Origin of the sequence: Isoptericola sp. 178 (assembly GCF_030586525.1) — a bacterium.
GTDB lineage: Bacteria > Actinomycetota > Actinomycetes > Actinomycetales > Cellulomonadaceae > Isoptericola > Isoptericola sediminis.
Map to the genome: position 1 here is coordinate 625454 of NZ_JAUQYN010000003.1, position 26308 is coordinate 651761.

Annotated in this window: 25 protein-coding genes; 15 read left to right on the forward strand and 10 right to left on the reverse strand. The window is 72.9% G+C overall.

All coding sequences use genetic code 11. The features are described 5' to 3' along the window. Nucleotides 1-47 precede the first annotated feature (47 nt). The 4 genes from Q6349_RS12125 to Q6349_RS12140 all read left to right on the forward strand — a co-directional run bounded on the left by Q6349_RS12125 (nt 48) and on the right by Q6349_RS12140 (nt 4422). A complete protein-coding gene (locus Q6349_RS12125) occupies nt 48-1817 on the forward strand; it encodes an alpha-amylase family glycosyl hydrolase (RefSeq protein WP_304604281.1) in 1770 nt (589 codons plus the stop codon). 111 nt (nt 1818-1928) lie between these two features. Continuing rightward, on the forward strand, nt 1929-2552 hold the full coding sequence (locus tag Q6349_RS12130; protein ID WP_304604282.1) for a hypothetical protein: 624 nt from the start codon (nt 1929-1931) through the stop codon (nt 2550-2552). A 107-nt stretch (nt 2553-2659) separates the two neighbouring features. Then, a complete protein-coding gene (locus Q6349_RS12135) occupies nt 2660-3196 on the forward strand; it encodes a copper chaperone PCu(A)C (protein ID WP_304604283.1) in 537 nt (178 codons plus the stop codon). Next, nucleotides 3196-4422 carry a Dyp-type peroxidase gene (locus Q6349_RS12140; protein ID WP_304604284.1) on the forward strand — a complete coding sequence of 409 codons (1227 nt, stop codon included), beginning with the start codon at nt 3196-3198 and terminating at the stop codon, nt 4420-4422. Before Q6349_RS12135 ends, Q6349_RS12140 begins: the two co-directional genes overlap by 1 nt. 78 nt (nt 4423-4500) lie before the next feature. Here Q6349_RS12140 and dusB read toward each other — a convergent pair whose 3' ends face one another. Then, nucleotides 4501-5751 (reverse strand): tRNA dihydrouridine synthase DusB, encoded by a 1251-nt coding sequence (gene dusB / locus Q6349_RS12145; protein ID WP_304604285.1) that lies wholly within the window; start codon nt 5749-5751, stop codon nt 4501-4503. Between the two features lie 150 nt (nt 5752-5901). Here dusB and Q6349_RS12150 point away from each other — a divergent pair, with 150 nt between their 5' ends. Next, nucleotides 5902-6057 carry a hypothetical protein gene (locus Q6349_RS12150; protein WP_171247973.1) on the forward strand — a complete coding sequence of 52 codons (156 nt, stop codon included), beginning with the start codon at nt 5902-5904 and terminating at the stop codon, nt 6055-6057. Nucleotides 6058-6173: 116 nt separating this feature from the next. After that, nucleotides 6174-6320, forward strand: a complete 147-nt coding sequence (locus tag Q6349_RS12155) for a hypothetical protein (protein WP_171247972.1) — start codon at nt 6174-6176, stop codon at nt 6318-6320. A 102-nt stretch (nt 6321-6422) separates the two neighbouring features. Here Q6349_RS12155 and Q6349_RS12160 read toward each other — a convergent pair whose 3' ends face one another. Both Q6349_RS12160 and Q6349_RS12165 read right to left on the reverse strand, forming a co-directional pair. Further along, nucleotides 6423-7817: a glycine--tRNA ligase gene (locus tag Q6349_RS12160; RefSeq protein WP_304604286.1), complete on the reverse strand. Its 1395-nt coding sequence runs from the start codon at nt 7815-7817 to the stop codon at nt 6423-6425. Between the two features lie 254 nt (nt 7818-8071). After that, the gene (locus Q6349_RS12165; RefSeq protein WP_304604287.1) at nt 8072-8551 is read right to left on the reverse strand and encodes a hypothetical protein; all 480 of its coding nucleotides are present in this window, start codon (nt 8549-8551) and stop codon (nt 8072-8074) included. 280 nt (nt 8552-8831) lie between these two features. Between Q6349_RS12165 and Q6349_RS12170 the strand changes: the two genes are divergently transcribed. The 9 genes from Q6349_RS12170 to Q6349_RS12210 all read left to right on the forward strand — a co-directional run bounded on the left by Q6349_RS12170 (nt 8832) and on the right by Q6349_RS12210 (nt 16644). Further along, nucleotides 8832-9842, forward strand: coding sequence for a metal ABC transporter solute-binding protein, Zn/Mn family (locus Q6349_RS12170; RefSeq protein WP_304604288.1), 1011 nt, complete (start codon nt 8832-8834; stop codon nt 9840-9842). Then, on the forward strand, nt 9839-10642 hold the full coding sequence (locus Q6349_RS12175; RefSeq protein WP_304604289.1) for a metal ABC transporter ATP-binding protein: 804 nt from the start codon (nt 9839-9841) through the stop codon (nt 10640-10642). Before Q6349_RS12170 ends, Q6349_RS12175 begins: the two co-directional genes overlap by 4 nt. Nucleotides 10643-10656: 14 nt before the next feature. Next, the gene (locus Q6349_RS12180; RefSeq protein WP_171248310.1) at nt 10657-11565 is read left to right on the forward strand and encodes a metal ABC transporter permease; all 909 of its coding nucleotides are present in this window, start codon (nt 10657-10659) and stop codon (nt 11563-11565) included. After that, nucleotides 11562-11957 (forward strand): Fur family transcriptional regulator, encoded by a 396-nt coding sequence (locus tag Q6349_RS12185; RefSeq protein WP_171247964.1) that lies wholly within the window; start codon nt 11562-11564, stop codon nt 11955-11957. Before Q6349_RS12180 ends, Q6349_RS12185 begins: the two co-directional genes overlap by 4 nt. Before the next feature lie 46 nt (nt 11958-12003). Further along, nucleotides 12004-12549, forward strand: coding sequence for a DedA family protein (locus tag Q6349_RS12190; protein WP_304604290.1), 546 nt, complete (start codon nt 12004-12006; stop codon nt 12547-12549). Beyond that, on the forward strand, nt 12549-13583 hold the full coding sequence (locus Q6349_RS12195; protein WP_304604291.1) for an iron ABC transporter permease: 1035 nt from the start codon (nt 12549-12551) through the stop codon (nt 13581-13583). Before Q6349_RS12190 ends, Q6349_RS12195 begins: the two co-directional genes overlap by 1 nt. 1 nt (nt 13584) lies before the next feature. Continuing rightward, complete coding sequence (locus Q6349_RS12200) at nt 13585-14646, forward strand: iron chelate uptake ABC transporter family permease subunit (protein ID WP_304604292.1); 1062 nt, start codon at nt 13585-13587, stop codon at nt 14644-14646. Then, nucleotides 14643-15512 (forward strand): ABC transporter ATP-binding protein, encoded by an 870-nt coding sequence (locus Q6349_RS12205; RefSeq protein WP_304604293.1) that lies wholly within the window; start codon nt 14643-14645, stop codon nt 15510-15512. Before Q6349_RS12200 ends, Q6349_RS12205 begins: the two co-directional genes overlap by 4 nt. A gap of 61 nt (nt 15513-15573) precedes the next feature. Then, complete coding sequence (locus tag Q6349_RS12210) at nt 15574-16644, forward strand: iron-siderophore ABC transporter substrate-binding protein (RefSeq protein ID WP_304604294.1); 1071 nt, start codon at nt 15574-15576, stop codon at nt 16642-16644. A gap of 114 nt (nt 16645-16758) precedes the next feature. On the opposite strand, the gene Q6349_RS12215 is transcribed toward Q6349_RS12210, so the two are convergent. From Q6349_RS12215 to Q6349_RS12245, 7 genes are all read right to left on the reverse strand, one after another. Continuing rightward, complete coding sequence (locus Q6349_RS12215) at nt 16759-17556, reverse strand: isoprenyl transferase (protein ID WP_304604295.1); 798 nt, start codon at nt 17554-17556, stop codon at nt 16759-16761. Then, nucleotides 17556-18290 (reverse strand): DNA repair protein RecO, encoded by a 735-nt coding sequence (recO, locus tag Q6349_RS12220; RefSeq protein ID WP_171247957.1) that lies wholly within the window; start codon nt 18288-18290, stop codon nt 17556-17558. The genes Q6349_RS12215 and recO overlap by 1 nt, the downstream gene beginning before the upstream one ends. A 37-nt stretch (nt 18291-18327) precedes the next feature. After that, nucleotides 18328-20118: a 2-isopropylmalate synthase gene (leuA, locus tag Q6349_RS12225; protein ID WP_171247956.1), complete on the reverse strand. Its 1791-nt coding sequence runs from the start codon at nt 20116-20118 to the stop codon at nt 18328-18330. Nucleotides 20119-20411: 293 nt separating this feature from the next. Then, the gene (locus Q6349_RS12230) at nt 20412-22271 is read right to left on the reverse strand and encodes a hypothetical protein (protein ID WP_304604296.1); all 1860 of its coding nucleotides are present in this window, start codon (nt 22269-22271) and stop codon (nt 20412-20414) included. 106 nt (nt 22272-22377) lie between these two features. Beyond that, nucleotides 22378-23958 (reverse strand): S9 family peptidase, encoded by a 1581-nt coding sequence (locus tag Q6349_RS12235; RefSeq protein ID WP_304604297.1) that lies wholly within the window; start codon nt 23956-23958, stop codon nt 22378-22380. 60 nt (nt 23959-24018) lie between these two features. After that, the gene (era, locus tag Q6349_RS12240; RefSeq protein ID WP_304604298.1) at nt 24019-24987 is read right to left on the reverse strand and encodes a GTPase Era; all 969 of its coding nucleotides are present in this window, start codon (nt 24985-24987) and stop codon (nt 24019-24021) included. After that, nucleotides 24984-26303, reverse strand: a complete 1320-nt coding sequence (locus tag Q6349_RS12245; protein WP_304604299.1) for a hemolysin family protein — start codon at nt 26301-26303, stop codon at nt 24984-24986. Before Q6349_RS12245 ends, era begins: the two co-directional genes overlap by 4 nt. Nucleotides 26304-26308: the final 5 nt, after the last annotated feature.

Genomic DNA, 26308 nt, shown 5'->3' on the forward strand with positions numbered 1-26308 from the left:
TTTACACTCGACCGCCGTACCCCCACCGACCACCACCGAGGTTCCTCATGGCCACCACCGAGCCGACCATCCCGACGTCGGAGACCCTGTCCACGGGCGCCACCGTGCACGTCGGGTCCGCGACCGCCCGCGAATGGTGGCGGGACGCCGTCATCTACCAGGTCTACCCGCGCTCCTTCGCCGACGGCAACGGCGACGGCGTCGGCGACATCCCGGGCATCACGTCCCGCCTGGACCACCTGCAGACCCTCGGCGTCGACGCCGTCTGGCTGTCCCCGTTCTACCGGTCCCCCCAGAAGGACGCCGGCTACGACGTCGCCGACTACCGCGACGTCGACCCGCTGTTCGGCACCCTGGCCGACTTCGACGCGATGCTCGCCGGCGCCCACGCCCGCGGCATGCGCGTCATCGTCGACCTCGTGCCCAACCACACCTCCGACCAGCACGTCTGGTTCCAGCAGGCGCTGGCCTCCGCCCCGGGCTCGCCGGAGCGGGCGCGGTACATCTTCCGCGACGGCCGCGGCCCGGCCGGCGAGGAGCCGCCGAACAACTGGCACTCGATCTTCGGTGGTCCGGCCTGGACGCGCCTCGAGCCGCGCGAGGACGACGGCCCCCTCGGCCCGCAGTGGTACCTGCACCTCTTCGACTCCACCCAGCCGGACCTCGACTGGGACCACCCGGAGGTGCGCACCGAGTTCACCGACGTGCTGCGGTTCTGGCTGGACAAGGGCGTCGACGGCTTCCGCGTGGACGTCGCGCACGGCCTGGTCAAGGCCGACGGGCTGCCCGACTGGCACGGCCACGTGTCCATGGTCGACGGCGGCACCTCCGACGACGCCGAGGACGACCCGGGCGCCCCGGAGGACGGCTCCACCGGCGCCGGCAACCAGGGCCCGATGTTCGACCAGGACGGCGTGCACGAGATCTACCGGACCTGGCACGACGTGCTCGCCGAGTACGACGGCGATCGCTGCCTCGTCGCCGAGGCCTGGGTGGAGCCGCTGTCCCGCCTGGCGCGGTACGTGCGCCCGGACGAGATGCACCAGGCCTTCAACTTCTCGTTCCTGACCACCGCGTGGGACGCCGCCGCCCTGCGGCGCGTCGTCGCGGCGTCGTACGAGGCCAACGACGAGGTCGGCGCGCCCACCACGTGGGTGCTGTCGAACCACGACGTGGTGCGTCACGTCACCCGGCTCGGCCTGCCCGACGTCGGCGTGCGGCCCAACGGCGTCTTCGCCACGGACCCCCAGCCCGACGAGGAGCTCGGCCTGCGCCGCGGACGCGCCGCCACGCTGCTCATGCTGGGCCTGCCCGGCTCGGCTTACCTGTACCAGGGCGAGGAGCTCGGCCTGCCCGAGCACACCACGATGCCGAACGAGGTGCGCCAGGACCCGGCCCACTTCCGGACGCACGGTGCCGAGGCCGGCCGTGACGGCTGCCGCGTGCCCCTGCCGTGGGAGGCCGACGCCCCCGGCTTCGGCTTCGGCCCGACCGATGAGACGTGGCTGCCGCAGCCCGACTCCTACGCGCGCTACGCCGCCGACGTCCAGTACGACGTCCCGGGCTCGACCTTCGAGCTGTACCGGGCGGCCCTGGCCGCGCGGCGTGCTGAGGGTCTCGGGCACGGCACGATGGCGTGGCTCGAGGCGTGGGAGGACTCCGCGGACGTCGTCGCCTTCCGCAACGACGGGGTCGCCGTCGTGGCGAACCTCGGTACGGAGCCGGTGGCCCTGCCCGAGGGCGCCGAGGTGCTGCTGACCTCCGGCCCGGTGAGCGACGACCTGCCCGCCGACACCACGGTCTGGCTGCGCGCCTGACCTCACCGCTGTGGGCATGAAATATGCCGTCCGGGGTCACCCCCGGGCGGCAGATCTCATGCCCACAGGCGTGACGAATTCCCCCGGGGGTATGGCTTAGGCTCGTCCCCGATGGGTACCACCGGGTCGTCGCGTCAGGTTCGCGTGCTGCGCGGTGCCGTCGCCGCGACCGTCACGACGGGGGTCGCGCTGGCGTCGCACGTCGCCGGCGGCGCTCCCGTGCCCGGTTGGCTCGGCGTCGCCGCCCCGTGGGCGATCACGCTGTGGCTCTCCACCCTGCTGGCGGGGCGCCACGTCGCCCGCTGGCGCACGGCCTCCTCGGTCGTCGTCGGGCAGGTGCTGTTCCACACCCTCTTCGTGCTCGGCACCCCCACCGGGGCGCCCGCGCCCTCCGGCCCGCACGCGGGTCACGCCGTCATGGCGCCGTTCACACCGTCCGCGACCACGGTCGACCTGCTCCAGGCCGACGCCCGCATGGGGGGCTGGCACGCCGCCGCGGCCGTCGCCACCGTCGCCCTGCTGTACCGCGGCGAGCTGTTCCTCCACCGGCTGCTCCGCGCCGCCGGCACGGTCGCCACACGCCTGGCACCACGACGCCTCGACGTCGCCGCCGCGACCGTCGAGGTCCCGACGCCGCCCGCCCTCGTCGCGGTCCGGCACCACCGGCGGGCTCGTCCGCGGCCCCAGCTGCGCCCGCTCCAGCGGCGCGGCCCTCCCGCCCTCTCAGCGTCCTGAACCCCCTTCCCGGGTCCGTCCGACGACGGACCCCGGTCGCGCCGCGCCCGCGCTCCCGTGCGGCGGCGCCGGCGCGCCCGACGCCAGAGAACCTGAGAGGCACTCCTGTGACCACCCGACGCACCACCACGACGCTCGCCCTGCTGCTCGCCGCCGGCTCCCTCGGCCTGGCGGGCTGCGCCACCGAGGAGTCCGCCGCCCCCGCGGCGACGGACACCACCACCGCCGACGACGTGTCGATCGACGACGCCTGGGTCAAGGCCGCGGACGCGGGCATGACCGCCGGCTTCGGCGAGATCACCAACGACGGGGAGGTCGAGATCACCGTCGTCGCCGCCACCACCGACGCCGCGGCCCGCACCGAGCTGCACGAGACCGCCGCCGACGCCTCGGGCGAGATGTCCATGGCCGAGGTCGAGGGCGGGTTCGTCGTGCCGGCCGGCGAGACCCTCGTCCTCGAACCGGGCGGGCACCACCTGATGCTCATGGACCTCGCCGGCCCGGTCCGTGCCGGGGACGAGCTGACGTTCACCCTGACGTTCGGCGACGGCTCGACGGCCGAGCTGACGGCGCCGGTCAAGGACTTCACCGGCGCCGAGGAGAGCTACGACGGCGAGTCCGGCGCGGAGCACGGGGACTCCTGATGGCGGCGTCCGACGAGGGCGCCCGCGGCCGGCCCGGGTCGACCCGGCGGCAGTTCCTCCTCGGAGGGGCTGCCGCCGGGTTCGGCGCGGTCGCCGCGCTGGGCGCCGAGCACGCTCTCGACCGGCCCACCGCCGCGGCGGAGCCACCTCCCCTGCACGGCACCGAGACGGTCCCGTTCCACGGTGCCCACCAGGCCGGTATCGCTACCGACGCCCAGGCGTACGGCACGTTCGTCGCGCTGGACCTGCACGAGGACACCGGCCGCGAGGCGCTCGGCCGACTGATGCGCATCCTGTCCGACGACGCCGCGCGGCTCACGCAGGGCGAGCCGGCCCTGGCGGACACCGAGCCGGAGCTCGCCGTCGTGCCGGCACGCCTGACCGTCACCTTCGGGTTCGGCCCGGGCTTCGTGGCCCGAGCCGGCGGTGAGGCCCCGGCGTGGCTGCACCCGCTGCCGTCGTTCGCCGTCGACCGGCTGGACCCCGGTTTCAGCGACGGCGACCTGCTGCTGCAGATCGCCGCCGACGACCAGCTCACCGTGTCCCACGCGACGCGGATGCTGCTCAAGGACGCCCGGGGGTTCGCCGAGGTGCGCTGGACCCAGCGCGGGTTCCGCCGGGCGCACGGGTCGGTCGCGCCCGGCACCACGATGCGCAACCTCTTCGGTCAGGTCGACGGCACCGCGAACCCGGTGCCGGGCACGCCCGACTTCGACGAGGTCGTGTGGGCCACCGAGGGCTGGATGGCCGGCGGGACGAGCGCCGTCGTCCGGCGCATCCACATGGACCTCGACGAGTGGGACACCGTCGGGCGGGCCGGACGGGAGCAGGCGGTGGGCCGGACCCAGGCGACCGGCGCCCCGCTGACCGGCACCCGGGAGCACGACGAACCGGACTTCGCCGCGCGGACCGAGGCCGGCTTCTCCGTGATCCCGGAGTTCTCGCACGTGCGGCGAGCTCGCGGTGTCGACGAGGGCCGCCACGACCGGATCTTCCGGCGGGGATACAACTACGACGACACCCCGTCCGGAGACCACGTGTCGGACGCGGGGCTGATCTTCGCCTGCTTCCAGGCCGACGTGGACCGGCAGTTCACGCCGATGCAGCGGCGGCTGGCGAAGCTGGACCTGCTGAACCGGTGGACGACACCGATCGGGTCGTCGGTGTTCGCGATCCCGCCGGGGTGCGCACCGGGCGGGTTCGTCGGCGACACCCTGCTCGCCTAGCCGTTGTGGGCATGAAATCTGCGGCCCAAGACCGTGCCGGAACCGCAGATTTCATGCCCACAACGGGGCGCGGGATGGTCAGCCGCCGGAGACGCTGAGCTCGGCCTCGCGCAGCTTCGCCTCGAACGCGGCGTCGAGCTCGCGCGAGTCCAGCCAGCCGTACGGCAGGTGCGGCTTCTTCGGCGAGCCGGCACGACCGCGCGGACCCTCGGCGTCCTCGCCCGGGTACGGCAGGTCGAGGTCGAGGCCGTCGAGCCGCTCGCGCAGCTCGGCGAGCGTGGAGACCATCGCCAGCCCGCGGCGGGCGTCGCCCCCGACGGCGTACCCCTTGAGGTACCAGGCCATGTGCTTGCGCAGGTCGCGCATGCCCTTGTCCTCGTCACCGTCGTAGTACTCGATCATCAGCTCGCCGTGGCGGTAGATCGTGTCGGCGACCGCGCGCAGCCCCGGCCGGACGCGCGCGTCGGACCCGTTGAACGCGGCGGCCAGGTCGGCGAACAGCCACGGACGCCCCTGGCAGCCACGGCCCACGACGACGCCGTCGGCACCGGTCTCGCGCACCATCCGGACGGCGTCCTCGGCGGCCCAGATGTCGCCGTTGCCCAGCACGGGCACGGTCCGCACGGCCTCCTTGAGGCGCGCGACAGCGCTCCAGTCGGCGGTACCGGAGTAGTGCTGGGCGGCCGTGCGGGCGTGCAGCGCGACGGCTGCCGCACCGAGCGACTCGGCGGTGCGCCCGGCCTCGAGGTAGGTCAGGTGGTCGTCGTCGATGCCCTTGCGCATCTTGACGGTCACCGGGATGCCGTGCGGCTCGGCGGCCTGCACGGCGGCCCGCACGATGCCGGCGAACAGCTCGCGCTTCCAGGGCACGGCCGCGCCGCCGCCCTTGCGCGTCACCTTGGGCACCGGGCAGCCGAAGTTGAGGTCGATGTGGTCGGCACGGTCCTCGGTGGCGATGATCCGCACGGCCTCGCCGACGGTCGCCGGGTCGACGCCGTAGACCTGCGCCGAGCGCGGCGTCTCGTCCTCGCCGAAGGTCACGATGCGCAGGGCCTCGGTGTTGCGCTCCACCAGCGCGCGGGAGGTCACCATCTCGGCCACGTACAGGCCGGGGTCGTACCCGGTCGACTCCCCCGCCTGGCGGCACAGGGTGCGGAAGGCGCGGTTGGTCACCCCGGCCATGGGGGCCAGCACCACCGGGGTGTCCACGGTGAGGGGTCCGATCTGCAGCGGCGGCAGCACACGGCTGCCCGACGCCGGAGCGTCCGGGGCGGGCGCGGGCTGCGGCGTGGTGCGGGCGGGGTCGAACACGGAAGTCACGTCGCACATTGTCCCACCGGCACCGCGCGAGCCGCTGTGACCTCCACTACCGCGCATCCCCAGGACTCGCCAGTGTGACGCTCGTCACACTGGCGCGTTTCGGGTCGCAGGATTTTTCACCCGCTGCCAATCTGGCACGACCTCGACGAAAGGAAACACATGGCCCTCTGGCTGATTATCCTCATTGCCGGTCTCATCTCCCTGATCCTCGGTCTGACCGTCCTCGGCCAGACCTTCGTCTGGATCGGTGTGGTGGCCATGGTCGTCGGAGTCGTGCTGGTGCTCATGAACAAGGGCAAGAAGAAGGTCGCTTGATCCTGGGCGGGCTGGAAATGGCCTCGCCCGCCCGACGACAAGCACTCCCCGCTAATCCGTGACATTGTCACATCTTGCCGCGGCACAAGAATTCCGCGGCTCTCGAAGGAGGAAATGTGCCCCTCTGGCTCATTCTGATCATCATCGGCGTCGTGCTCCTGATCCTCGGGCTCAGCGGCATCGCGGAGATCCTGCTCTGGATCGGCGTCGCCATCCTGGTCGTCAGCCTGGTTCTCGCGCTGATGAACCGCGCAAAATCCTGAACTCCCCTCTGGGTTGGTGTACCCGCTGACGCGGGAGCAGTAAGGGGGCCGTCCCCACCGGGACGGCCCCCTTACTGCTGTGCGCACACGACTGCGCCGGGGTCAGGAGACGCCGGGCATCTTCTCGGCGAGGTAGCCGGCGACCTTGTCCAGGGAGACCCGCTCCTGGGCCATGGTGTCGCGGTGACGGATCGTCACGGCCTGGTCGTCGAGCGTGTCGAAGTCGACGGTGACGCAGTACGGCGTGCCGATCTCGTCCTGACGGCGGTACCGCTTGCCGATCGCCTGGGTGATGTCGTGGTCGACGTTCCAGTACTGGCGCAGCTCCTCGGCCAGCTTCTCGGCCGTCGGCAGCAGCTCGGAGCTCTTGGACAGCGGCAGCACGGCCGCCTTGACCGGGGCCAGACGCTCGTCGAGGCGCAGCACGGTGCGCTTGTCGACGCCGCCCTTGGTGTTGGGCGCCTCGTCCTCGGAGTAGGCCTCGACGAGGAACGCCATGAGGGAGCGGGTCAGACCGGCGGCCGGCTCGATGACGTACGGGAAGTACTTCTCGTTGGTCACCGGGTCGCGGTACATCAGGTCCTTGCCCGAGTGCTTCGCGTGGGTCGACAGGTCGAAGTCCGTCCGGTTCGCGATGCCCTCGAGCTCGCCCCACTCCGCGCCGGTGAACCCGAAGCGGTACTCGATGTCCACCGTGCGGGTGGAGTAGTGCGACAGCTTGTCGGCCGGGTGCTCGTACAGCCGCAGGTTCTCCGGGTCGATGCCCAGGCCCGTGTACCAGGCCATGCGGTTGTCGATCCAGTACTGGTGCCACTCGGCGTCGCTGCCCGGCTCGACGAAGAACTCCATCTCCATCTGCTCGAACTCGCGCGTGCGGAAGATGAAGTTGCCCGGCGTGATCTCGTTGCGGAACGACTTGCCGATCTGGGCGATGCCGAACGGCGGCTTCTGCCGCGCCGCGGCGGCCACGTTGGCGAAGTTCACGAAGATGCCCTGGGCCGTCTCCGGGCGCAGGTAGTGGCGGCCGGACTCGTCCTCGACGGGGCCGAGGTAGGTCTTGAGCATCATGTTGAAGTCGCGCGGCTCGGTCCACTCACCACGGGTGCCGCAGTTCGGGCAGGCGATCTCGGCGAGGCCGCCCTCGGGCGCACGGCCCTTGCGCTCCTCGAACTCCTCGATCATCTGGTCCTCGCGGAACCGCTTGTGGCAGCTCAGGCACTCGGTCAGCGGGTCGGTGAAGGCACCGAGGTGACCGGAGGCCTCCCAGACCGGCGTCGGCAGGATGACCGACGAGTCCAGGCCGACCACGTCGGGCCGACGGGTCATGGCCTTCCACCACTGCTTCTTGATGTTCTCCTTGAGCTCGACGCCCAGCGGGCCGTAGTCCCACGCGGAGCGGGTACCGCCGTAGATCTCGCCGGACTGGAAGACGAATCCCCGGCGCTTGGCGAGGGAGACGACGGCGTCGAGCTTGGCGTGCGCGGACGGTGCTGCCACGGATCACTCCTGGGTGTCGACCCCGCCGGTGGCTCCGGCGGGGCGTACGTTCACGGTGGGGTCGGCGCCACGACGGGCGCCAGTGGTCCAGCGTACCGGTCGACTCCCCGCCGGAGGGCGCCGCTGCGCACGGGGCCCGGGAACGGTCGGATCGCCCGATCCGCACCCATCGTCAAGGACGCGAAGGACAAGGTGACCCCGACCGGGCCCGTCACATCGACGCGGCTCCGGTGCGGAGAAAGCCACGAGGTCAGTCAACCCAGCTGGACGATCATCACCAGAGCCAACATCCCGCCGATCAGGATCCTTTCACGAGCGGTCAGGCGACGGCGGGTTCGAGTAGTCACGCCGACTGCATCCGGTGCTGATCCATCGTCATACTCGGCCCGAAGCGACCGGATCTCCCGGACCACCCGGTCCACACGGGACTCATGCCCCAGCCTCACGGCCAGGTCTGCGCGCTGCACCGCCCAGCACCTCGAGACGTTGCCCTGATGATCGACGACCTCCACCCTCATTCCTGGGGTGATGTCGGAGATCTCTCGCCACGGATAGTCCCGCACCTTCACGATGTCGCGCGACCGAATACCCCAGTCCCAGACCTCGATCCTGCCGGCCGCCATCACTGTCGCGAGCGTGTGCACCACGAAAGCAAGCGCCAGCATCGCGAAGTCTCCCGGCTTGGGGAATAGTGGCACCAATGCCACCAGCACGAGTGAAAGCGCGCTCGCCATTCCACAAAAGAGTCGGGCCGCGGCGGTCGCGCGATATGTCCTGATCAACATCGTCCTGATCGCCCCCTCCGTTCTGATCAGCCAGCCGCTGGCCTCCAGCTCCTCAGCCAGTGAAGACCTCTCCGATCAGACGCCCTGGGCCCCGGACGAGCCACGCCCCACCGTGGACCAGAAGCCCCTGCGCGACCGGGCGGCGTCGACCATGGCGCGAGAGTAGCGTGACGCCCATCGCAGCAACCCGGATTGACTTTCATTCTCAACTACGGTGAGAATCGTTCTCATGACTCGTCGCGCCACCCTCGGCCTCGCCGCCGCGCTCCCCCTCAGCCTCGTCCTCGCCTCCTGCGCCACGGACGGAGGCAGCGGAGACGGCGGCGACACCGTCGACGTCCTCGCCTCCTTCTACCCGCTGCAGTACGTGGCCGAGCAGGTCGGCGGCGACCTCGTGAACGTCGAGAACCTCACTCCCCCGGCCGCCGAGCCGCACGACCTCGAGCTCGCCCCCGCCCAGGTGCGTGCCGTCGGCACGGCGGACGTCGTCGTGTACCAGTCGGGCTTCCAGCCGGCCGTCGACGAGGCGGTCGACTCCCGCGCCCCGGAGCACGTGGTCGACGCCGCCGAGGTGGTCGACCTCGAGGAGAGCCCGGGCACGATCGAGGACGGCCACGAGGGCGAGACCGCCGAGGAGCACGCCGAGCACGCGGACGAGGAGGAGCACGCGGACGAGGAGGAGCACGCCGAGGACGACGGGCACGGCCACGGCCCCCTCGACCCGCACTTCTGGCTCGACCCGACCCTCCTCGAGCCGGTCGCGGACGCCGTTGCCGAGCAGCTCGCGGCAGCCGACCCCGACAACGCCGAGACCTACACGGCCAACGCCGAGGCGCTGCAGGGCACGCTCGACGACCTGGACGCCGAGTTCGCCGCCGCCCTCGAGCCGTGCGCGGGCGAGACGCTCGTGACGAGCCACGCCGCCTTCGGGTACCTGGCCGAGCGCTACGGGCTGACGCAGGTCGGCGTCGCCGAGATCGACCCGGAGACCGAGCCGTCCCCCGCGCGGCTGCGCGAGATCGGCGAGGTCGTCGAGCACGAGGGCGTGCAGACCCTCTTCACCGAGACCCTCACCAGCCCCAAGGTCACCGAGACCCTCGCCGCCGACCTCGGTGTCGGGACCGCGGTCCTCAACCCGCTGGAGGGCCTCACCACGGAGGAGATCGACGCCGGTGCGGACTACGTTGCTGTCATGACCGAGAACCTCGCGACCCTGCGCGACGGCCTGGGGTGCGCATGACGACGCCCGCGATCGACGTCCGCGACCTGCACGTGCACCTCGGCGCCAGCCACGTGCTGCGCGGGGTCGACCTGCGCGTCGACCCCGGCGAGGTCGTCGCCCTGCTCGGCGCCAACGGGTCGGGGAAGTCCACCCTGGTGCGCACCGTCGTCGGTGTCCTGGAGCCCACCCGCGGCGAGGTCGACCTGCTCGGCCACCGGCGCGGGTCGGACGTGCCGTGGGACCGCATCGGCTACGTGCCGCAGCGGGTGAGCGCGGCGGCCGGTGTGCCGTCGACCGCCGCCGAGGTCGTGGCCTCCGGGCTGCTCCACCGCGGCCGGCTCACCCTGCCGCGGGGCTGGCGGCACCGCGCCCGCGAGGCGCTGGCCCAGGTCGGTCTCGCCGACCGGGCCGACGACGCCACGAACCGGCTCTCCGGCGGCCAGCAGCAGCGGGTCCTCATCGCCCGGGCGCTGGTGCGCAGCCCCGAGGTGCTGGTCCTGGACGAACCCGTCGCCGGTGTCGACCGGCCCAGCCAGGAGGCGTTCGCCGCCACCATGGCCCGCCTCGTCGACGACGGCCTCACCGTCCTGGTGGTGCTGCACGAGCTCGGGGAGCTCGCCGGGCTCATCAGCCGGGCGGTCGTGCTGCGTCACGGACGCGTGGTGCACGACGGCGCTCCCCCGCGCCCGCACGGCGAGCACGGCACGGAAGGGCACGAGCACATCCACCCCCACACCTCCGAGGTGCCCGCCGTCAGCGGATCCGGGCTCGGCCTGACCGACACCCCGTTCGAGAGTGAGCAGGAGGCGCGGCCGTGACCGAGATCGCCTTCATGCTCACCGACCCCCTCATGCAGCGCGCCCTGCTGGCCGCCCTGCTCGTCGGCGCGGCCGCCCCGGTGGTCGGCACCTACCTCGTCCAGCGACGCCTCGCCCTGCTCGGTGACGGCATCGGCCACGTCGCCCTGACCGGCGTCGCCCTCGGCTGGCTCATCGGGTCGGCCATGGGTCTGGCGCCCAACGACGTGCTGGCCATCCCGGGCGCCGTCGTCGCCGCCGTCATCGGCTCGGTCCTCATCGAGGTCGTCCGACGCCGCGGGCGCACCTCCGGCGACCTGGCGCTGGCGATCATGTTCTACGGCGGTATCGCGGGCGGTGTGCTGATCATCGGCATCGCCGGCGGATCGTCCGGCAGCCTCATGTCGTACCTGTTCGGGTCGATCTCGACGGTCACGACCACCGACCTCGTCCTCACCGTGGTCCTGTGCCTGCTGATCCTCGTGCTCGGCGTCGGGCTGCGTCCCGCGCTGTTCTCGGTCAGCCACGACGAGGAGTTCGCGATCTCCTCCGGCCTGCCCGTCTGGGCGCTCAACATGGCTGTCGCGGTCCTGGCGGCCCTGACCGTCACCGTGGCGATGCGGGTGGTCGGGCTGCTGCTCGTCTCGGCCCTGATGATCGTGCCCGTGGCGATCGGGCAGCTCGTGACACACTCCTTCCGCCGCACGATGGCCGTCGGCTCGGTCACGGGCGTGGCGGTGTGCGTCACCGGGCTCAGCATCACCTACTGGTACCCGCTGTCCCCCGGTGCCCTCATCGTGGTGCTCGCGATCGGCGTCTACGCGCTGGTCGCGGGGCTGCACCCGCTGCTCGCCCGTCGCCGTCCCGCCGGCGACCCGCACCCCGACATCCCCGACGACGTCCAGGTGGCCGCCCGGACGTCCGCGCAAGGAGACTGCGAATGAACACACCGCTGCGCATGACCAAGCAGCGGGCCGCCGTCGCCGAGGCGCTCGACGCCAGCGACGAGTTCCGCAGCGCGCAGCAGCTGCACGAGCTGCTGCGCGACCGTGGTGACGCCGTCGGTCTCGCCACGGTCTACCGGACGCTGCAGGCGCTCGCCGACGGCGGCGACGTCGACGTGCTGCGCACGGACGACGGCGAGGCGCTGTACCGCCGCTGCGCCCGCACGGAGCACCACCACCACCTGGTGTGCCGCTCGTGCGGCCGAGCCGTCGAGATCGACGGCCCCACGGTCGAGGCCTGGGCCGCCGAGGTCGGCGCCTCCCAGGGCTTCTCGGACATCGACCACACCATCGAGCTCTGGGGCACCTGCGCCGACTGCCGCGCACTGTGACGTAGTCGACTAAGGACAGGCATACCTCACAGGGCACAATGGGGCCATGGTCACCGCTCACCTGGTCGTCGCCGCGTCCGAGGACGCCGAGCGCCAGGGTGTGTTCACGCTGGACGGATTCCCCTTCTGGATCGTGTACCTGGCCGCGTTCTGCCTCGTCATGGTGCGCGCCGGGGCCACCTACTGGCTGGGCCGCGGCGTCGCCCGCGGCACGGTGCGCACCCGCGCCGCCGAGCTCCTGACCGGCGACCGCGCGACCCGGGTCATCGACCGGATCCATCGGTGGGGCCCGCCGGCGGTGACCTTCTCCTTCTTCACCGTCGGCATCCAGACGGTGGTCAACCTCGCCGCCGGCTACCTGCGGATGCCGTTCGGCCGCTACCTCGTGGCGCTGACATTCGGCTCCCTGATCTGGGCGGCGATCTGGACCACGGTCGGCACCGCGGTCGTCTGGGGCGCCGTCCTGCTGTTCCTCGAGCAGCCGGCCGTGCTCTCCGCCCTGGGCGTGCTGGCGGCGGGCCTCACCGTGTGGTTGCTGCTCCGTCGCCGGGCCCGCGACCGGACCGCCGCACCCCAGCCGGACGAGGTCTGATGCTCACCTCGCCGGCCACCGTGCCGACCGCCGCCGAGCAGGTCGCCCGCCGCACCCGGCGCCGGGTCCTCGCCTGCCTGCTCGCCCTCGCCGCCCTCGCCGCCGTCGTGGTGGCGAGCCTGGTGCTCGGCGTGCGGGACGTCTCGCTGCCCGTCGTGTGGCAGGCGCTCACCGACCCCGTCGCGGGCGACGTCGACCACCAGGTGATCGCCGGCCAGCGGGTGCCGCGCGCTCTCGTGGGGATCACCGCCGGTCTGGCCCTGGGCGTCGCCGGTGCCGTCATCCAGGGCGTCACCCGCAACCCGATCGCCGACCCCGGTCTGCTCGGGCTGAACTCCGGGGCGTCGTTCGCCGTCGTCTGCGCCGTCTGGCTGCTCGGCCTCACCGCACCGTCGCAGTTCGTGTGGTTCGCCTTCCTCGGCGCCGCGGCCGCAGCCGCCCTGGTGTTCTCCATCGGCTCCGGGCAGCCGGTCAAGCTCGCTCTCGTCGGGGCGACCGTCACCGCACTCATCACGCCGCTCATCACGCTCGTGCTGCTGCGCGACCAGCAGGCGTTCAACCTCTACCGGTTCTGGGCCGTCGGGTCGCTCACCGGCCGCGGCACGGAGACCCTCCTCGTGGTGCTGCCGTTCATCGCCGTCGGCGCCGTCCTGGCCGCCGGCCTCGCGCACCGCCTCAACATGCTCGCCCTCGGTGACGACATCGCCCGGGGCCTGGGTCAGCGCGTCGGTGTCACCCGGGCGGTCGCCGGGCTGACCATCGTGCTGCTGGCCGGCGCTGCCACGTCGCTCGCCGGACCCATCGCGCTCGTCGGCCTCGCCGTCCCGCACGCCGCCCGCCGCCTGGTCGGGACCGACTACCGCTGGGTGCTGCTGATGTCGGCGCTGCTCGGACCCGTGATGCTGCTCGGGGCCGACGTCATCGGCCGACTGGTCCTGCCGCACAGCGAGCTCGAGGCGGGCGTGGTCGCCGCGGCGCTGGGCGCGCCCGTCCTCGTCGCGGTCGCCCGCGGCCGGAAGATCGCGGGGGTGTGAGATGACGACGACGCTCCCCGCCACCCCGTCGGCCACCCCGGCCACCGACCCCGTCGGCGCGCTGCGCCGCCGCCGCCGCCGGCGTCTCGCCCTCGTCCTCGGCGCGCTCGCGGTCCTCGCGGTGGCGCTGGCCGGTCTGGCCCTCACGCTCGGCGCGGCCTCGCTCACCCCGGGCCGGGCGCTGCTGGCCGCCGTCGGTGTCGGTGACGACGGCGACCTGTTCATCGTGCAGCGCCTGCGGCTGCCGCGGCTCGCGGCGGCCCTGCTCGCCGGTGCCGCGTTCGGCCTCGCCGGTGCCCTGTTCCAGTCGACCCTGCGCAACCCGCTGGCCAGCCCCGACATCCTGGGGATCGCCACGGGCGCCTCGGTCGGAGCGGTCTTCGCGATGCTCGGACTCGGGCTGACGGGCCTGGCCGTCTCGGCCGGGGCGTTCGTCGGCGCGGGGGTCATCGCGCTGCTCATCTGGTTCTTCGCCTGGCGCCAGGGCCTGCACTCGACCCGGTTCGTGCTCGTCGGCGTCGGGTTCGCCTATCTCGCCTCCTCGGTGCTCGCCTGGATGCTCGCGAGCGCCGACCAGCGCGACGCCGCGTCCGCCCTGGTCTGGACCGTGGGCAGCGTCGCCGACGTGCGCGGCACCGAGCTCGGGGTGCTCGGACTGGGTCTCGCGGTCCTGGCCGTGGTGGTCGCGGCGATCTCCCGCTGGCAGGCTCCGCTCGCCCTCGGCGACGACCACGCCCGTGGGCTCGGCGTGCCCACCGACGCCGCCCGGGTCGGCACGCTGCTCACCGCGGTCGGCCTCGTCGCGCTGGCGACCTCCGTCGTCGGGCCGCTGGCGTTCGTCGCCCTCGTCGCCCCGGCGATCGCCCGTCGTCTGGTGGACGACGGCGGCCCGGCCCTGTCCGTGTCCGTCGCCACCGGTGCGACGCTGGTCCTGGCCGCCGACGTCGTCGCCGAGCACGCCGTGCTCGGTGTGGCCGCCCCGACCGGCATCGTCACCGGCCTGGTCGGCGCCCCGTACCTGCTCTGGCTGCTCGCCACCCACGAGAAGAGAACCCGCGCATGATCGACGTCCCGCACACCGACACCCGCCCCGCGCACGGCACCACCGGGGCGCTCGTCGCGCACGGGGTCTCGATCGGGTACGACGGGCACCGCGTCATCGAGGACCTCGACCTCACGCTGCCCGCGGGCCGGGTCACCGCCGTCGTCGGGCCGAACGCGTGCGGCAAGTCGACGTTGCTGCGCGGGCTGGCCCGGCTGCACCCGCTGGAGGCCGGGCGCGTCACGCTCGGCGACCGCGACGTGTCCACGATGCCCCGCAAGGAGCTGGCCCGCTCCGTGGGCGTGCTGCCCCAGACGTCGGTCGCCCCCGACGGCGTCCGGGTGGCCGAGCTGGTCTCGCGCGGCCGCTACCCCCACCAGGGCTGGTTCGGGCGGCACCGCAGCGACGACGACGCGGTCGTGCTGCGGTCCCTCGAGGCCACCGGGGTCGCCGACCTCGCCGACCGGCCCGTGGCCGAGCTCTCCGGCGGTCAGCGGCAGCGCGTCTGGGTGGCGATGGTGCTCGCCCAGGAGACCGGCGTCGTGCTCCTGGACGAGCCCACGACGTTCCTGGACGTGGCCCACCAGGTGGAGCTGCTGGACCTGCTCGCCGACCTCAACGCGGAGCGGGGCACCACCGTGGTCATGGTGCTGCACGAGCTCAACCTGGCCGCCCGCTACGCGGACCACCTGGTCGTGATGAGCGCGGGGCGGGTCGTGGCCGAGGGACCGCCGGCCGAGGTGCTCGACGCCCGCACGGTGCTGGACGCGTTCGGCCTCGACGCGCAGGTCGTGCCCGACCCGGTCTCGGGCACCCCGATGGTCGTCCCGGTGGGCCGGCACCGGCGTGGGCGACGTCACACTCCCTTCCACTCGGTCGACAAATGAGGTTAGCCTTGCCTCACTTACCCGCCCTCACGGTTCGCCGTGAGCACACCGAGGAGAACCTGTGCGTCGTCGCCGCTCCCTGACCACCGCCGTCGGCCTCGCCGCCGTGGGCACCCTGATGCTGACCGCCTGCTCCGGCGACGCCGAGCCCGAGGCCGGCTCCGGGGAGGAGACCGCCGCCGAGGAGTCGGCGGGCTCCGCGGGCGCCACCGACGAGTTCCCGGTCACGATGACCCACGCCTTCGGCGAGACCACGATCGAGTCCGCACCGGAGCGCGTCGCCACCTGGGGCTGGGGCTCCACCGAGGCGGCGCTGGCCGTCGGGGTCGCGCCCGTCGGCGTCGCCGAGCAGGTCTTCACCGTGGGCGAGCAGGCGCTCGTGCCCTGGGTCGCCGAGGAGTACGAGGCCCTGGGCGCCGAGGAGCCGGTCATCTTCACCGACCCGGAGGCCGGCGCCTCCGTGCCCTACGAGGAGTTCGTCGAGGCCGACCCGGACCTCATCCTCGCCCCGTACTCGGGCCTGACCGAGGAGCAGTACGACGTGCTCTCCGACATCGCCCCCGTCGTGGCCTACCCCGAGAACCCGTGGACCACCCCGTGGGACGAGACCATCACGATCACCGCCGAGGCCCTGGGCCGTTCCGAGGCCGGTGAGCAGGTCCTGTCGGACATCGACGCCTACTTCGCCGACCTCGCCGCCGAGCACCCCGAGCTCGAGGGCGAGACGTTCGCCGCGATCGTCGACTCCCCCTCCGAGGGCCAGGTGTACGTCTACACGCCGGCCGACCCCCGGGTGAGCATCCTGGAGAAGCTGGGCATCGAGTCCGCACCGGCCGTGGCGGAGCTCGACACCTCCGACGGCGGGTTCTTCTACACGCTGTCCTACGAGGAGCTGGACAAGCTCGAGTCGGACGTCGTCATCGCCTACACGTACACCGAGGAGGAGGCCGAGACGTTCGGCGAGTCCGACGAGCTCCAGGCGGTCCCGGCGATCGCCGACGGGAACGTCGTCAAGGTCGTCGGCAACGTCGCCGTCTCCTCCGTCTCGCCGCCCACGGCCCTGTCCTACGACTGGCCGGACGGCGTCCCCGCGATCGTCGACCAGCTCGCGGCGCTGTACGACGAGAGCTGAGTCGTCACGACACGTCGTCGAACAGATGACGCCCGTCCGAGGTCGTCGATCCCGAAGTGGAGGGGCCCCTGGGGCCCGTGAACGCGATCTCGGACGGGCGTCATCTGTTCGGCGTCAGGCCGACGCGCCCGGGACGTCCACGGCCCCGCCGTAGCGCCGGTCGCGGCGCGCGAACTCCTCGACCGCCCTCCACAGGTGCCGCCGGTCCACGTCCGGCCACGGCTCGGGCAGGAACACCAGCTCGGCGTACGCGGCCTGCCAGATCATGAAGTTGCTGGTGCGCTGCTCGCCCGAGGACCGCAGGAACAGGTCGACGTCCGGCAGGTCCGGCTCGTCGAGGTACTGCTGGATCGTCTTCTCGGTCACGCGCGCCGGGTTGATCTTCCCGTCGACGGCGTCCCGCGCGATCGCCGCCGCCGCGTCGGCGATCTCCGCGCGGCCGCCGTAGTTCACGCACATGGTCAGCGTGCAGCGGTCGTTGTCCTTCGTCATCTCCTCGGCCCGCTGCAGCTCGTCGATCACCGAGCCCCACAGCTTCGGACGCCTCCCCGCCCAGCGGATCCGCACGCCCCAGGACGCCATCTCGTCCCGGCGCCGGCGGATGACGTCCCGGTTGAAGCCCAGGAGGAACTTCACCTCCTCCGGCGACCGCTTCCAGTTCTCCGTGCTGAACGCGTACGCCGAGACGTGCTTGACGCCGATCTGCACCGCGCCCGCCACGACGTCGAGGAGCGACTTCTCGCCCTCCTTGTGCCCCTCGATCCGGGACAGCCCGCGCGCGTTGGCCCACCGGCCGTTGCCGTCCATGACGACGGCGACGTGGTTCGGCACGAACTGGGCGGGGATGTCCGGCGGCGTGGCACCGGAGGGGTGCGCGTAGGGCTCGGCGTACTCACGGGGGGCGCGGGGCATCAGGCCTCTCTCTCGATCAGGCGCAACGAGCGCAGGGTGCGCTCCAGGTAGAACTGCGAATAGGCGGCGACGAGGCCGTCCGCCTCGTGGCGGTGGCGCGGCTCGGCGGCGTCGGCGACGTCCCACTCACCGGCGAGCAGCGCGGCCAGCAGCACGAACGTCTCCGGGGCCGGCGACGGCGACCCGGGCGGGCGGCAGCGCGTGCACACCGCGCCGCCCTGCGCGACGGCGAAGGCGTGGTGCGGCCCGGGCTCGCCGCAGCGGGCGCACTCGGTGAACGACGGTGCCCACCCGGCGACGGCGAGCGCGCGCAGGAGGTAGGAGTTCAGCACCAGCCCGGGGGCGTGCGCCCGCTCGGACAGCGCTCGCAGCGCGCCCACGAGCAGCCAGTACTGCTGGACGGCCGGTTCGTGCTCCTGGGAGACCAGGCGGTCGGCGGTCTCCAGCATGGCCGCCCCGGCGGTGTACAGCGCGTAGTCGGCGCTGATCTGCCGGGCGAACGGGCCGATCGTCTCGACCTGCGTCACCGAGTCCAGGCTGCGGCCGGTGTGCAGCTGGACGTCGACCGCCATGAAGGGTTCCAGCCGGGCGCCGAACCGTGAGGACGTGCGCCGCACACCGCGACCGACGGCACGGACCTTGCCGTGCTCGCGGGTCAGCAGCGTGATGATGCGGTCGGCCTCGCCCAGCTTCTGGGTGCGCAGCACGATCGCGTCGTCTCGGTACAGGGGCACCTGGCCATTGTCCCAGGTGCCCCTGTCAGCGAGGGCCTCAGGCGTGCTCGGTGCGGTTCACCGCCGAGACGATGGCCTTGAGCGAGGCGGTGGTGATCGACGGGTCGATGCCCACGCCCCACAGCACGTCGTCGCCGACGGCGCACTCCACGTAGGCCGCGGCCTCGGCGTCGCCGCCCGCGCTCATCGCGTGCTCGGCGTAGTCGAGCACCTTGACGTCGACGCCGACGCCGGCGATCGCGGTGACGAAGGCGTCCAGCGGTCCGTTGCCGGTGCCGACCAGCGTCTGCTCCGTGCCCTGGTCCACGACGTCCACCTCGAGCGTCGTGGTCCCGTCCTCGGCGGCCCGGGTGCGGATCTCGCGCAGCCGGAGGCGGCCCCACGGCTTGAGGTCGGAGTGCCCGTACTCGTCGAACGGCAGGTACTCGTCGGTGAACATGCGCCAGATGTCGGCGCCGGTGACCTCGTTGCCCGCGGTGTCGGAGTACTTCTGCACGACCCCGGAGAACTCGATCTGCAGCCGGCGCGGCAGCTCGAGCTGGTGCTCGGTGCGCAGCAGGTAGGACACGCCGCCCTTGCCGGACTGGGAGTTGACCCGGATGACCGCCTCGTAGGTGCGGCCCAGATCCTTCGGGTCGATCGGCAGGTAGGGAACGCCCCAGGTCAGCTCGTCGACGTCCTTGCCCTCGGCCACGGCGCGGTCCGCCATGTGCTCCAGGCCCTTCTTGATGGCGTCCTGGTGCGAGCCGGAGAACGCCGTGAAGACCAGGTCGCCCGCGTACGGGTGCCGCTCGTGGACCGGCAGCTGGTTGCAGTGCTCCACCGTGCGCCGGATCCCGTCGATGCCGCCGCCGACGGTGAAGTCGATCTGCGGGTCGATGCCCTGCCCGAAAAGGTTCAGGCCGAGGGTCACGAGGTCGACGTTGCCGGTGCGCTCGCCGTTGCCGAACAGGCAGCCCTCGATCCGGTCCGCGCCGGCCTGGTAGCCCAGCTCGGCCGCCGCGACGGCCGTCCCCCGGTCGTTGTGCGGGTGCAGGGACAGCACGACGTGCTCGCGGTGGTTGAGGTTCCGGCTCATCCACTCGATGGAGTCGGCGTAGACGTTGGGCGTGGCCATCTCCACCGTCGCCGGCAGGTTGACGATGACCGGGCGCTCCGCCGTCGGCTCCAGGACCTCGAGGACCTCGTTGCAGATGCGGGCGGCGTACTCGAGCTCCGTGCCGGTGTACGACTCCGGGGAGTACTCGTAGTAGACGGTCGTCTCCGGCACCGTCTCCTCGAGCTTGCGGCACAGCCGCGCGCCCTGCAGGGCGATGTCGATGATGCCGTCCTGGTCGGTGCGGAAGACGACCTCGCGCTGCAGGATCGACGTCGAGTTGTAGATGTGCACGATCGCCTGCTTGGCACCGCGGATCGCGTCGTAGGTGCGCTCGATGAGGTGGTCGCGGCACTGGGTGAGCACCTGGATGACGACGTCGTCGGGAATGCGTCCGGTCTCGATGAGCGTCCGCACGAAGTCGAAGTCGGTCTGCGAGGCGGAGGGGAACCCGACCTCGATCTCCTTGTAGCCCATCTGGACGAGCAGCTCGAACATCCGCAGCTTGCGCTCGGCGTTCATCGGCTCGATGAGGGCCTGGTTGCCGTCCCGCAGGTCCACCGCGCACCAGCGCGGGGCCTTCTCGATCCGGCGGTCGGGCCAGGTGCGGTCCGGCAGGTCCACCTGGATCTGCTCGTGGAACGGCACGTAGCGGTGGTAGGGCATCTGCGAGGGGCGCTGGGGGTTGTGCGCCGCGATGCCGTTGGTCGAGTGGGTGTGCTCGGCGATCATCGGGAGGTCGTCCTTCGGGGTGGTTCGGCTCGGTGACGGCCGGCGCACCAACGTTCCCCGCGGCGAGGAACCGGCCTGTACTAGGCCTCGCCGCGGCACCGAAGGAGGAGGCTCACCACGTGCTGCACCCTCACACCGTACACCGTTTGTGGCCGAGGTCACCCTGACGTCCACACTGTGTACCGCGACCGCACCCGGCGGCGCCACCCCACGCCGGGACGCCGCGACCCGACCGGGTCCGCCCCCCGGGGGGCGGGCGCTCCGACCGCGGGTCGGGGCGCCCGCCGGCGTGGTCAGCGCCGGCTGCGCAGCGCGGCGTCGACCGCCGGGTCGCCCAGCGCGCCGAGCCAGTCGAGCAGGGCCGGGTAGGTCGCGGGGTTGGCGGCGACGTGCGGCCGCAGGTGGGGAGCCTCCTGGACGATCTGCGCGAGCTGCTCCAGCGGCGTGTGGGGGTCCATCGCCTGCTCGGCGGTCCAGGACCCCGCCGGGGCGTCGGCCACCGGCGACATCATCTGCGTGCTCTCGGCCCGCGTGGCCTCCGCCTGGGCACGCACGGGCTGCTGCACGGCGGTCGCGTCCACCGGGGAGCTGCTCCCGGCGGCCTGCGGCTGCTCGCCCGACGGGGCGGAGCGGACCGGCGACATGTGCTGCGTCGCGTCCGTGCCGTCGGCCCAGGTGCCACGCCACCGGGCCCCCGGCTCCGAGCCCGACGACGGCTCCCGCGACGCCGCGGAGGAGGCGCTGTGCCCGCTCTCCTCGCCCGACCACTGCTGCGCGTGCTCGGGCTGGGCGTACTGGCCGTACTCCGGCTGATCGTGGTCCGGCCCGGCGTACTGGCCGTACTCCGGCTGGGCGTACTGGCCGTACGCCGGCTGATCGTGGTCCGGCCCGGCGTACTGGCCGTACTCCGGCTGGGCGTACTGGCCGTACTCCGGCTGGGCGTACTGGCCGTGCTCCGCCTGACCGTGGACCGGGGCGGTGGCCGGCTCGCTGCCCAGGAGGGCGCGGACCGAGGGCGGCACGATGAGTGCCACGAGCACGAGGGCCGGCAGCGCGAGCGCCAGCAGCAGCTCCTCCACCCGCGACGCGGTGCCGACGCCTGCGCGTGCCACCACGATGATCACGCCGAGGACGACCACGACGCAGGCCGCCCCGACCGCCGTGGCGTGCCCGTCCTTCGGGTTCCGCAGCAGGGCCCGGCGGGCCAGCACGGCGACCACGACGACGAGCACCCCGACGATCAGCCGCACGATGACCTCGGCGCTGACCCCGACCCCCACGAGGCGCACGAGGGCGACGGCGGCGACGAAGCCCGCGACGAGGGTCATCAGCTCGAAGGACTGCACCGCGACCCGGACCCAGCGTGCCGAGGCGGCCTCCACGGGCTCGTCGGCCAGGGCGTCGATGCGCGTCAGGACCGGCACGGCCGCCGCCGCGGACACGACCGGCAGCAACAGGAGCCCGAAGCGGCTCCCGTGGACCGAGTCGAACCAGGCGGTGCCGACGCCGCCACCGAGCATGACGATCTCCAGCATCACCGCACCGCCGACGACGAGCAGCACGATCCCGGCGGCGTCGTCCCCCCGCACGAAGCGGCGCACCGTGGCCCAGAGCAGACCGAGCACCAGGACCGCACCGAGCAGTGCGCCGAGGACGCCGTTCGCCGACGTGTCGCCGACGAGGTTCAGCAGCGGGTTCAGCACGGCCCCGGCGGCGAGGACGACCGCGGAGACGACCATCGGCCGGGTGCCGGTCATGGCGGCGGCCAGCACGGCGCCGGCCAGCCCGACCGCCAGCCCCCCGCCGACGAAGCCCTCCTGGTCCCCGGGGCTGAAAACGTCGAGCACCAGGTACAGCAGCGCCACCAGGCCGTAGGGGGCGAGCCCCCACCAACGGGCGGCGGGTTCGGCCAGGCGCTTCCAGCCCCCCGACAGCACACCGGCGCGCTCGGCGTAAGGCGCGACGATCACCACGAGGGCGGCGACCGTGGCCAGCACCACCCAGAGCAGGTCGCTGCCCCGCAGCAGCATCGCCCACGGCAACGGCAGCGCGACGAGCAGGGCGCCCACGGCGACGGCGTCGCGCACGATCTCGCGGGTGGGCACCCCCGCGAAGGGCGATCGGCGCTGGTCGACGGCGACGGCGTCGGACATGACGGTGACTCCTTGCGATTGGCCTACCCGGACCGGGGAACCGGGACCGGACCTGGACGTTTCTACCCGACCGGACCGCCTCCCGTCTCCCCGGGGCGCGGCACGGTCAGATCCCGAGCTGGTACACCCCCCAGTAAGCAGCTGTGACCAGCAACAACGCGGAGCCGAGCACCACGGCCCACAACGTGACGTGCGCCACCGCCCCGTGTGCGACGGCCACGTCGCGGTCGGCCCGACGGTGCACCCGCACGTCGCCGACCCGTCGCAGCAGCACGGCGGCGGCCACGGCCGCGACGACGCCGAGCACCCGCACGGTGATCCAGCCGCCCTGGACCACGAGGGCGTCACGTTCGTAGTCCACGGCGAGGCGGGCGACCGCGGCCAGGTAGAGCGCCAGACCCACGACCGTGGCGACGGACACCACCCCGAGCACGACCAGCGGCGGCCCCACCCCGGGCGCGAAGCGGCCGCCGTGCGGCGCCGGCCGGTGCAGGAGTCGGTGGGCCAGCGCCGCGACGCCCCAGGCCACCAGGGCCAGCACCACCAGGCCGGTCCCGGCCACGACCACGGCGACGACGACGTCACCGTTGCCCCACCACTGCGGCCGCGGCACCGGCGCCGCCAGGTAGAGCTGTTCCGGGGAGTCGCCGGCGACCCGGGGCGCGGCGTCGGCGGTCCCCGGCAGCCCCTGGATCCAGGCGGCGAGGTCCCGCGGGAAGTCGGGGTGCAGCGGCGACCCGGCTCCGTCCGTCGACTGCTCGCCGCGCAGGCGGATGCCGTGGTCGGCCCCGGCGTAGTACCGCACCGTCACGGGCGCGTCGGTGCCCACGCCGGTGTCGGCCAGGATCAGCCGGACCCCCTGCTCGATGGGCATCGACGGGTCGGCGGTGCCGTAGACGACGAGGATCGGCGCGGTCTGCTGCTCCAGCCACGGGCGCACGTCGAAGTCCGCGTAGTCGAAGCCGCCGCCCGGCAGCTGCATCCCGACCGCGCGCGGGATCGCCCGGAACACCTGCCCGGGCACCCCCGTGTTGCGCAGGTAGTTGTCGACGGCGAACGCCGCCTGCTCGCGCGGGGGCACCACCGGTGCGGAGACCAGGACGGTGAAGGCGAGCGTGGGGTCGTCGACCTGCATGACCGGGACGATCCAGGTCCCCTCCGACTCGCCGTAGGCGCCCACGCGCGCCGGGTCGACGCCCTCGACGGTACGCAGCAGGTCCACCGACCGCAGGTAGTCCTCGGCCATGGCCTCGTAGTCGCGCTCGCGGGTGGAGTACGTGTCCAGGCGTTTGTCGGGCACGAGGGTCACGATCCCGGCGCTGGCCAGCATCCGGGCGGTCCGGACGAACGCCTCCTGCGCCCGGCCCGTGCCGGCACCGTGCACGAACACGACACCCGGGCGGTCCTCGAGCAGCGTGCCGTCCTCGTCGACGGGGCGGCGCAGGAGGCCCTCGACCGTGGTGTCGCCGAGGTCGACCGGGACCACCGTGCTGCGCACCTCGTGGTCCCCGACCTGTCCGGCGTCGGCGAGAGACACGGGGTCGTTGCTCTCGATCGTGGTGTCCACGCGGGTCGGCACGATGTGGTCCCGCACCGGGACCGGGTGCCACTGCGGCCCGGCGAGGGATCCCACGACGGCCAGCCCGACCAGCAGGGCCAGGCTGGCCGCGAACGTCCGGAAGACCACCTCTCGGATGCTACTCGGCGACCCTGTGCGGGGCCGCCGGGACGCACCGGTACGGCGCTCTCAGAACCCCATCCGCTGCAGCTGCTTGGGGTCGCGCTGCCAGTCCTTGGCCACCTTCACGTGCAGGTCGAGGTAGATCCGCGCGCCGAGCAGCTTCTCGATCCCCTCCCGAGCCTGGGACCCGACCTCGCGCAGCCGGGACCCGCCCCGGCCGATGATGATGCCCTTCTGGCTCTCGCGCTCGACGAACAGGTTGACGCGCACGTCCAGCAGCGGGGCAATACCGGCGGCGCCGTCCGTGCCCTCGTCCTGCCCGGTGCCCTCCCGCGGCACGATCTCCTCGACGACGACGGCCAGCGAGTGGGGCAGCTCGTCCCGGATGCCCTCCAGGGCCGCCTCGCGCACGAGCTCGGCGATCATCGTCTCCTCGGGCTCGTCGGTGAGCTCACCCCCGGGGTAGAGGTCGGGCCCCTCGGGCAGGTGCGCCACGAGAACCTCCGTGAGCTCCTCGACCTGGTAGCCGCCCTTCGCGGAGACGGGCACGATCGCCGACCAGTCGCGGTCGATCGACCGCGCGAGCTGGTCCACCGCCAGCAGGTGCTCGGCCAGCTGGCCGCGGCCGACGAGGTCGGCCTTGGTCACCACGGCCACGACCGGGACCGCCGACCGGCGGCCCTCCATCAGGGGGGCGAGCTGGTTGGCGATGTAGCGGTCACCCGGTCCGATCTTCTGGTCCGCGGGCAGGCAGAACGCGACCACGTCGACCTCGCTGAGCGTGTCCAGCACGAGCGTGTTGAGCCGTTCGCCGAGCAGCGTGCGGGGCCGGTGCAGGCCCGGGGTGTCCACCAGCACCATCTGGGCGTCCTCGCGCTGGACGATCCCGCGGATGGTGTGCCGGGTCGTCTGCGGCCGGGCGGACATGATCGCGACCTTCTCCCCCACCAGCGCGTTGGTCAGCGTCGACTTGCCGACGTTGGGGCGCCCCACCAGGCAGGCGAAGCCGGAGCGGTGCGGGTTCTCGTGGGTCATACGGCGTCCTTCTGGTCGTGCGGCACGACGTCGTCGTCCTCGTCCACCGCGGGGAGTGCGATCCGTCGCACCAGGAGACTGGCGAGCTTCTTGCGGCGACCCTCGACGTGCTCGGCCTCGAGCCGCAGCGCCCCGGCGTCGGCGGAGGATCCGGCCAGCGGCACCTTGCCGAGCGCCTTGGCGAGCAGACCACCGGCGGTGTCGACGTCGTCGTCGTCCAGGCGCAGGTCGAACAGCTCACCGAGCTCGTCCACGGGCATCCGGGCGGGCACCCGCCAGAGCCCGTCGCCGAGGTCCTCCGGCTCGGGCTCGGCGACGGTGTCGTGCTCGTCGGTCAGCTCCCCGACGAGCTCCTCGATGATGTCCTCGACGGTGACCAGGCCGGCCACCCCGCCGTACTCGTCGACGACGATCGCGATGTGGGAACGCCGGGCCTGCATCTCGCGCAGCAGGTCGTCGGCCGGCTTGGACTCCGGCACGAACACCGCCTCGCGTGCCACGTCCCGGACGGGCCAGTCCGCCGCCCCGGCGTCGTTCTCGAGCCGCCGCGCCACGTCCTTGAGGTAGACCACGCCGAGCAGGTCGTCGACGGTGCGGCCGACGACCGGGATCCGCGAGAAGCCCGAGCGCAGGAACAACCGCATGGCCTTCTGCAGCGAGGTGTCGGCGCCGGCGGTGACCATGTCGGTGCGCGGCACCATCACCTCGCGGGCGAGGGTGTCGCCGAGCTGGAGGGCCGAGCGCAGCAGCTCGCGCTCCGGCTCCTCGATCGCCTCGTTCTCGCGGACCCGGTCGGCCATGTCCTGCAGCTCGTCGGTCTCGGGCACGGCGACGTCGGCGGCCCGGTCCCGTCGCGGCACCCAGGCCACGGCCCGGTGCACGACGGACAGGGGGCCGGCGAGCATGACCAGCGCCGTGGTGGGGCGGTGGTGGGCCCACGTGCGCGGGCTGAGCCGCACCACGAGGATCCCCGCGAGGACCCCGACGACGGCGGCGGCGAGCAGCACCTCCCACCACCGGTCGAACCAGTGGGCCAGCAGCAACGTCGCCGACGCCACGGACACCGTCTCGGCCAGCACCCGGACCAGGGCGAACGACCCGGCGGCACGGGAGTCGGCCGCGAGCGCCTGCGCCCGGCGAATGTTGCGCCGTCGGCGTCGGGCGGGCGTCCCGCCGTCCGGTCCGGGCTCCTCGAGGGCGAGGGCCAGCGAGACCTTGGTGACCCGTTCGACGGCGGCCTCGCCGGCGCTGAGCAACGCGGACAGGCCCAGCGCCGCGACGAGCGCGGCCCACAGCACGAGGTCGGGAGCGTCCACCGCGC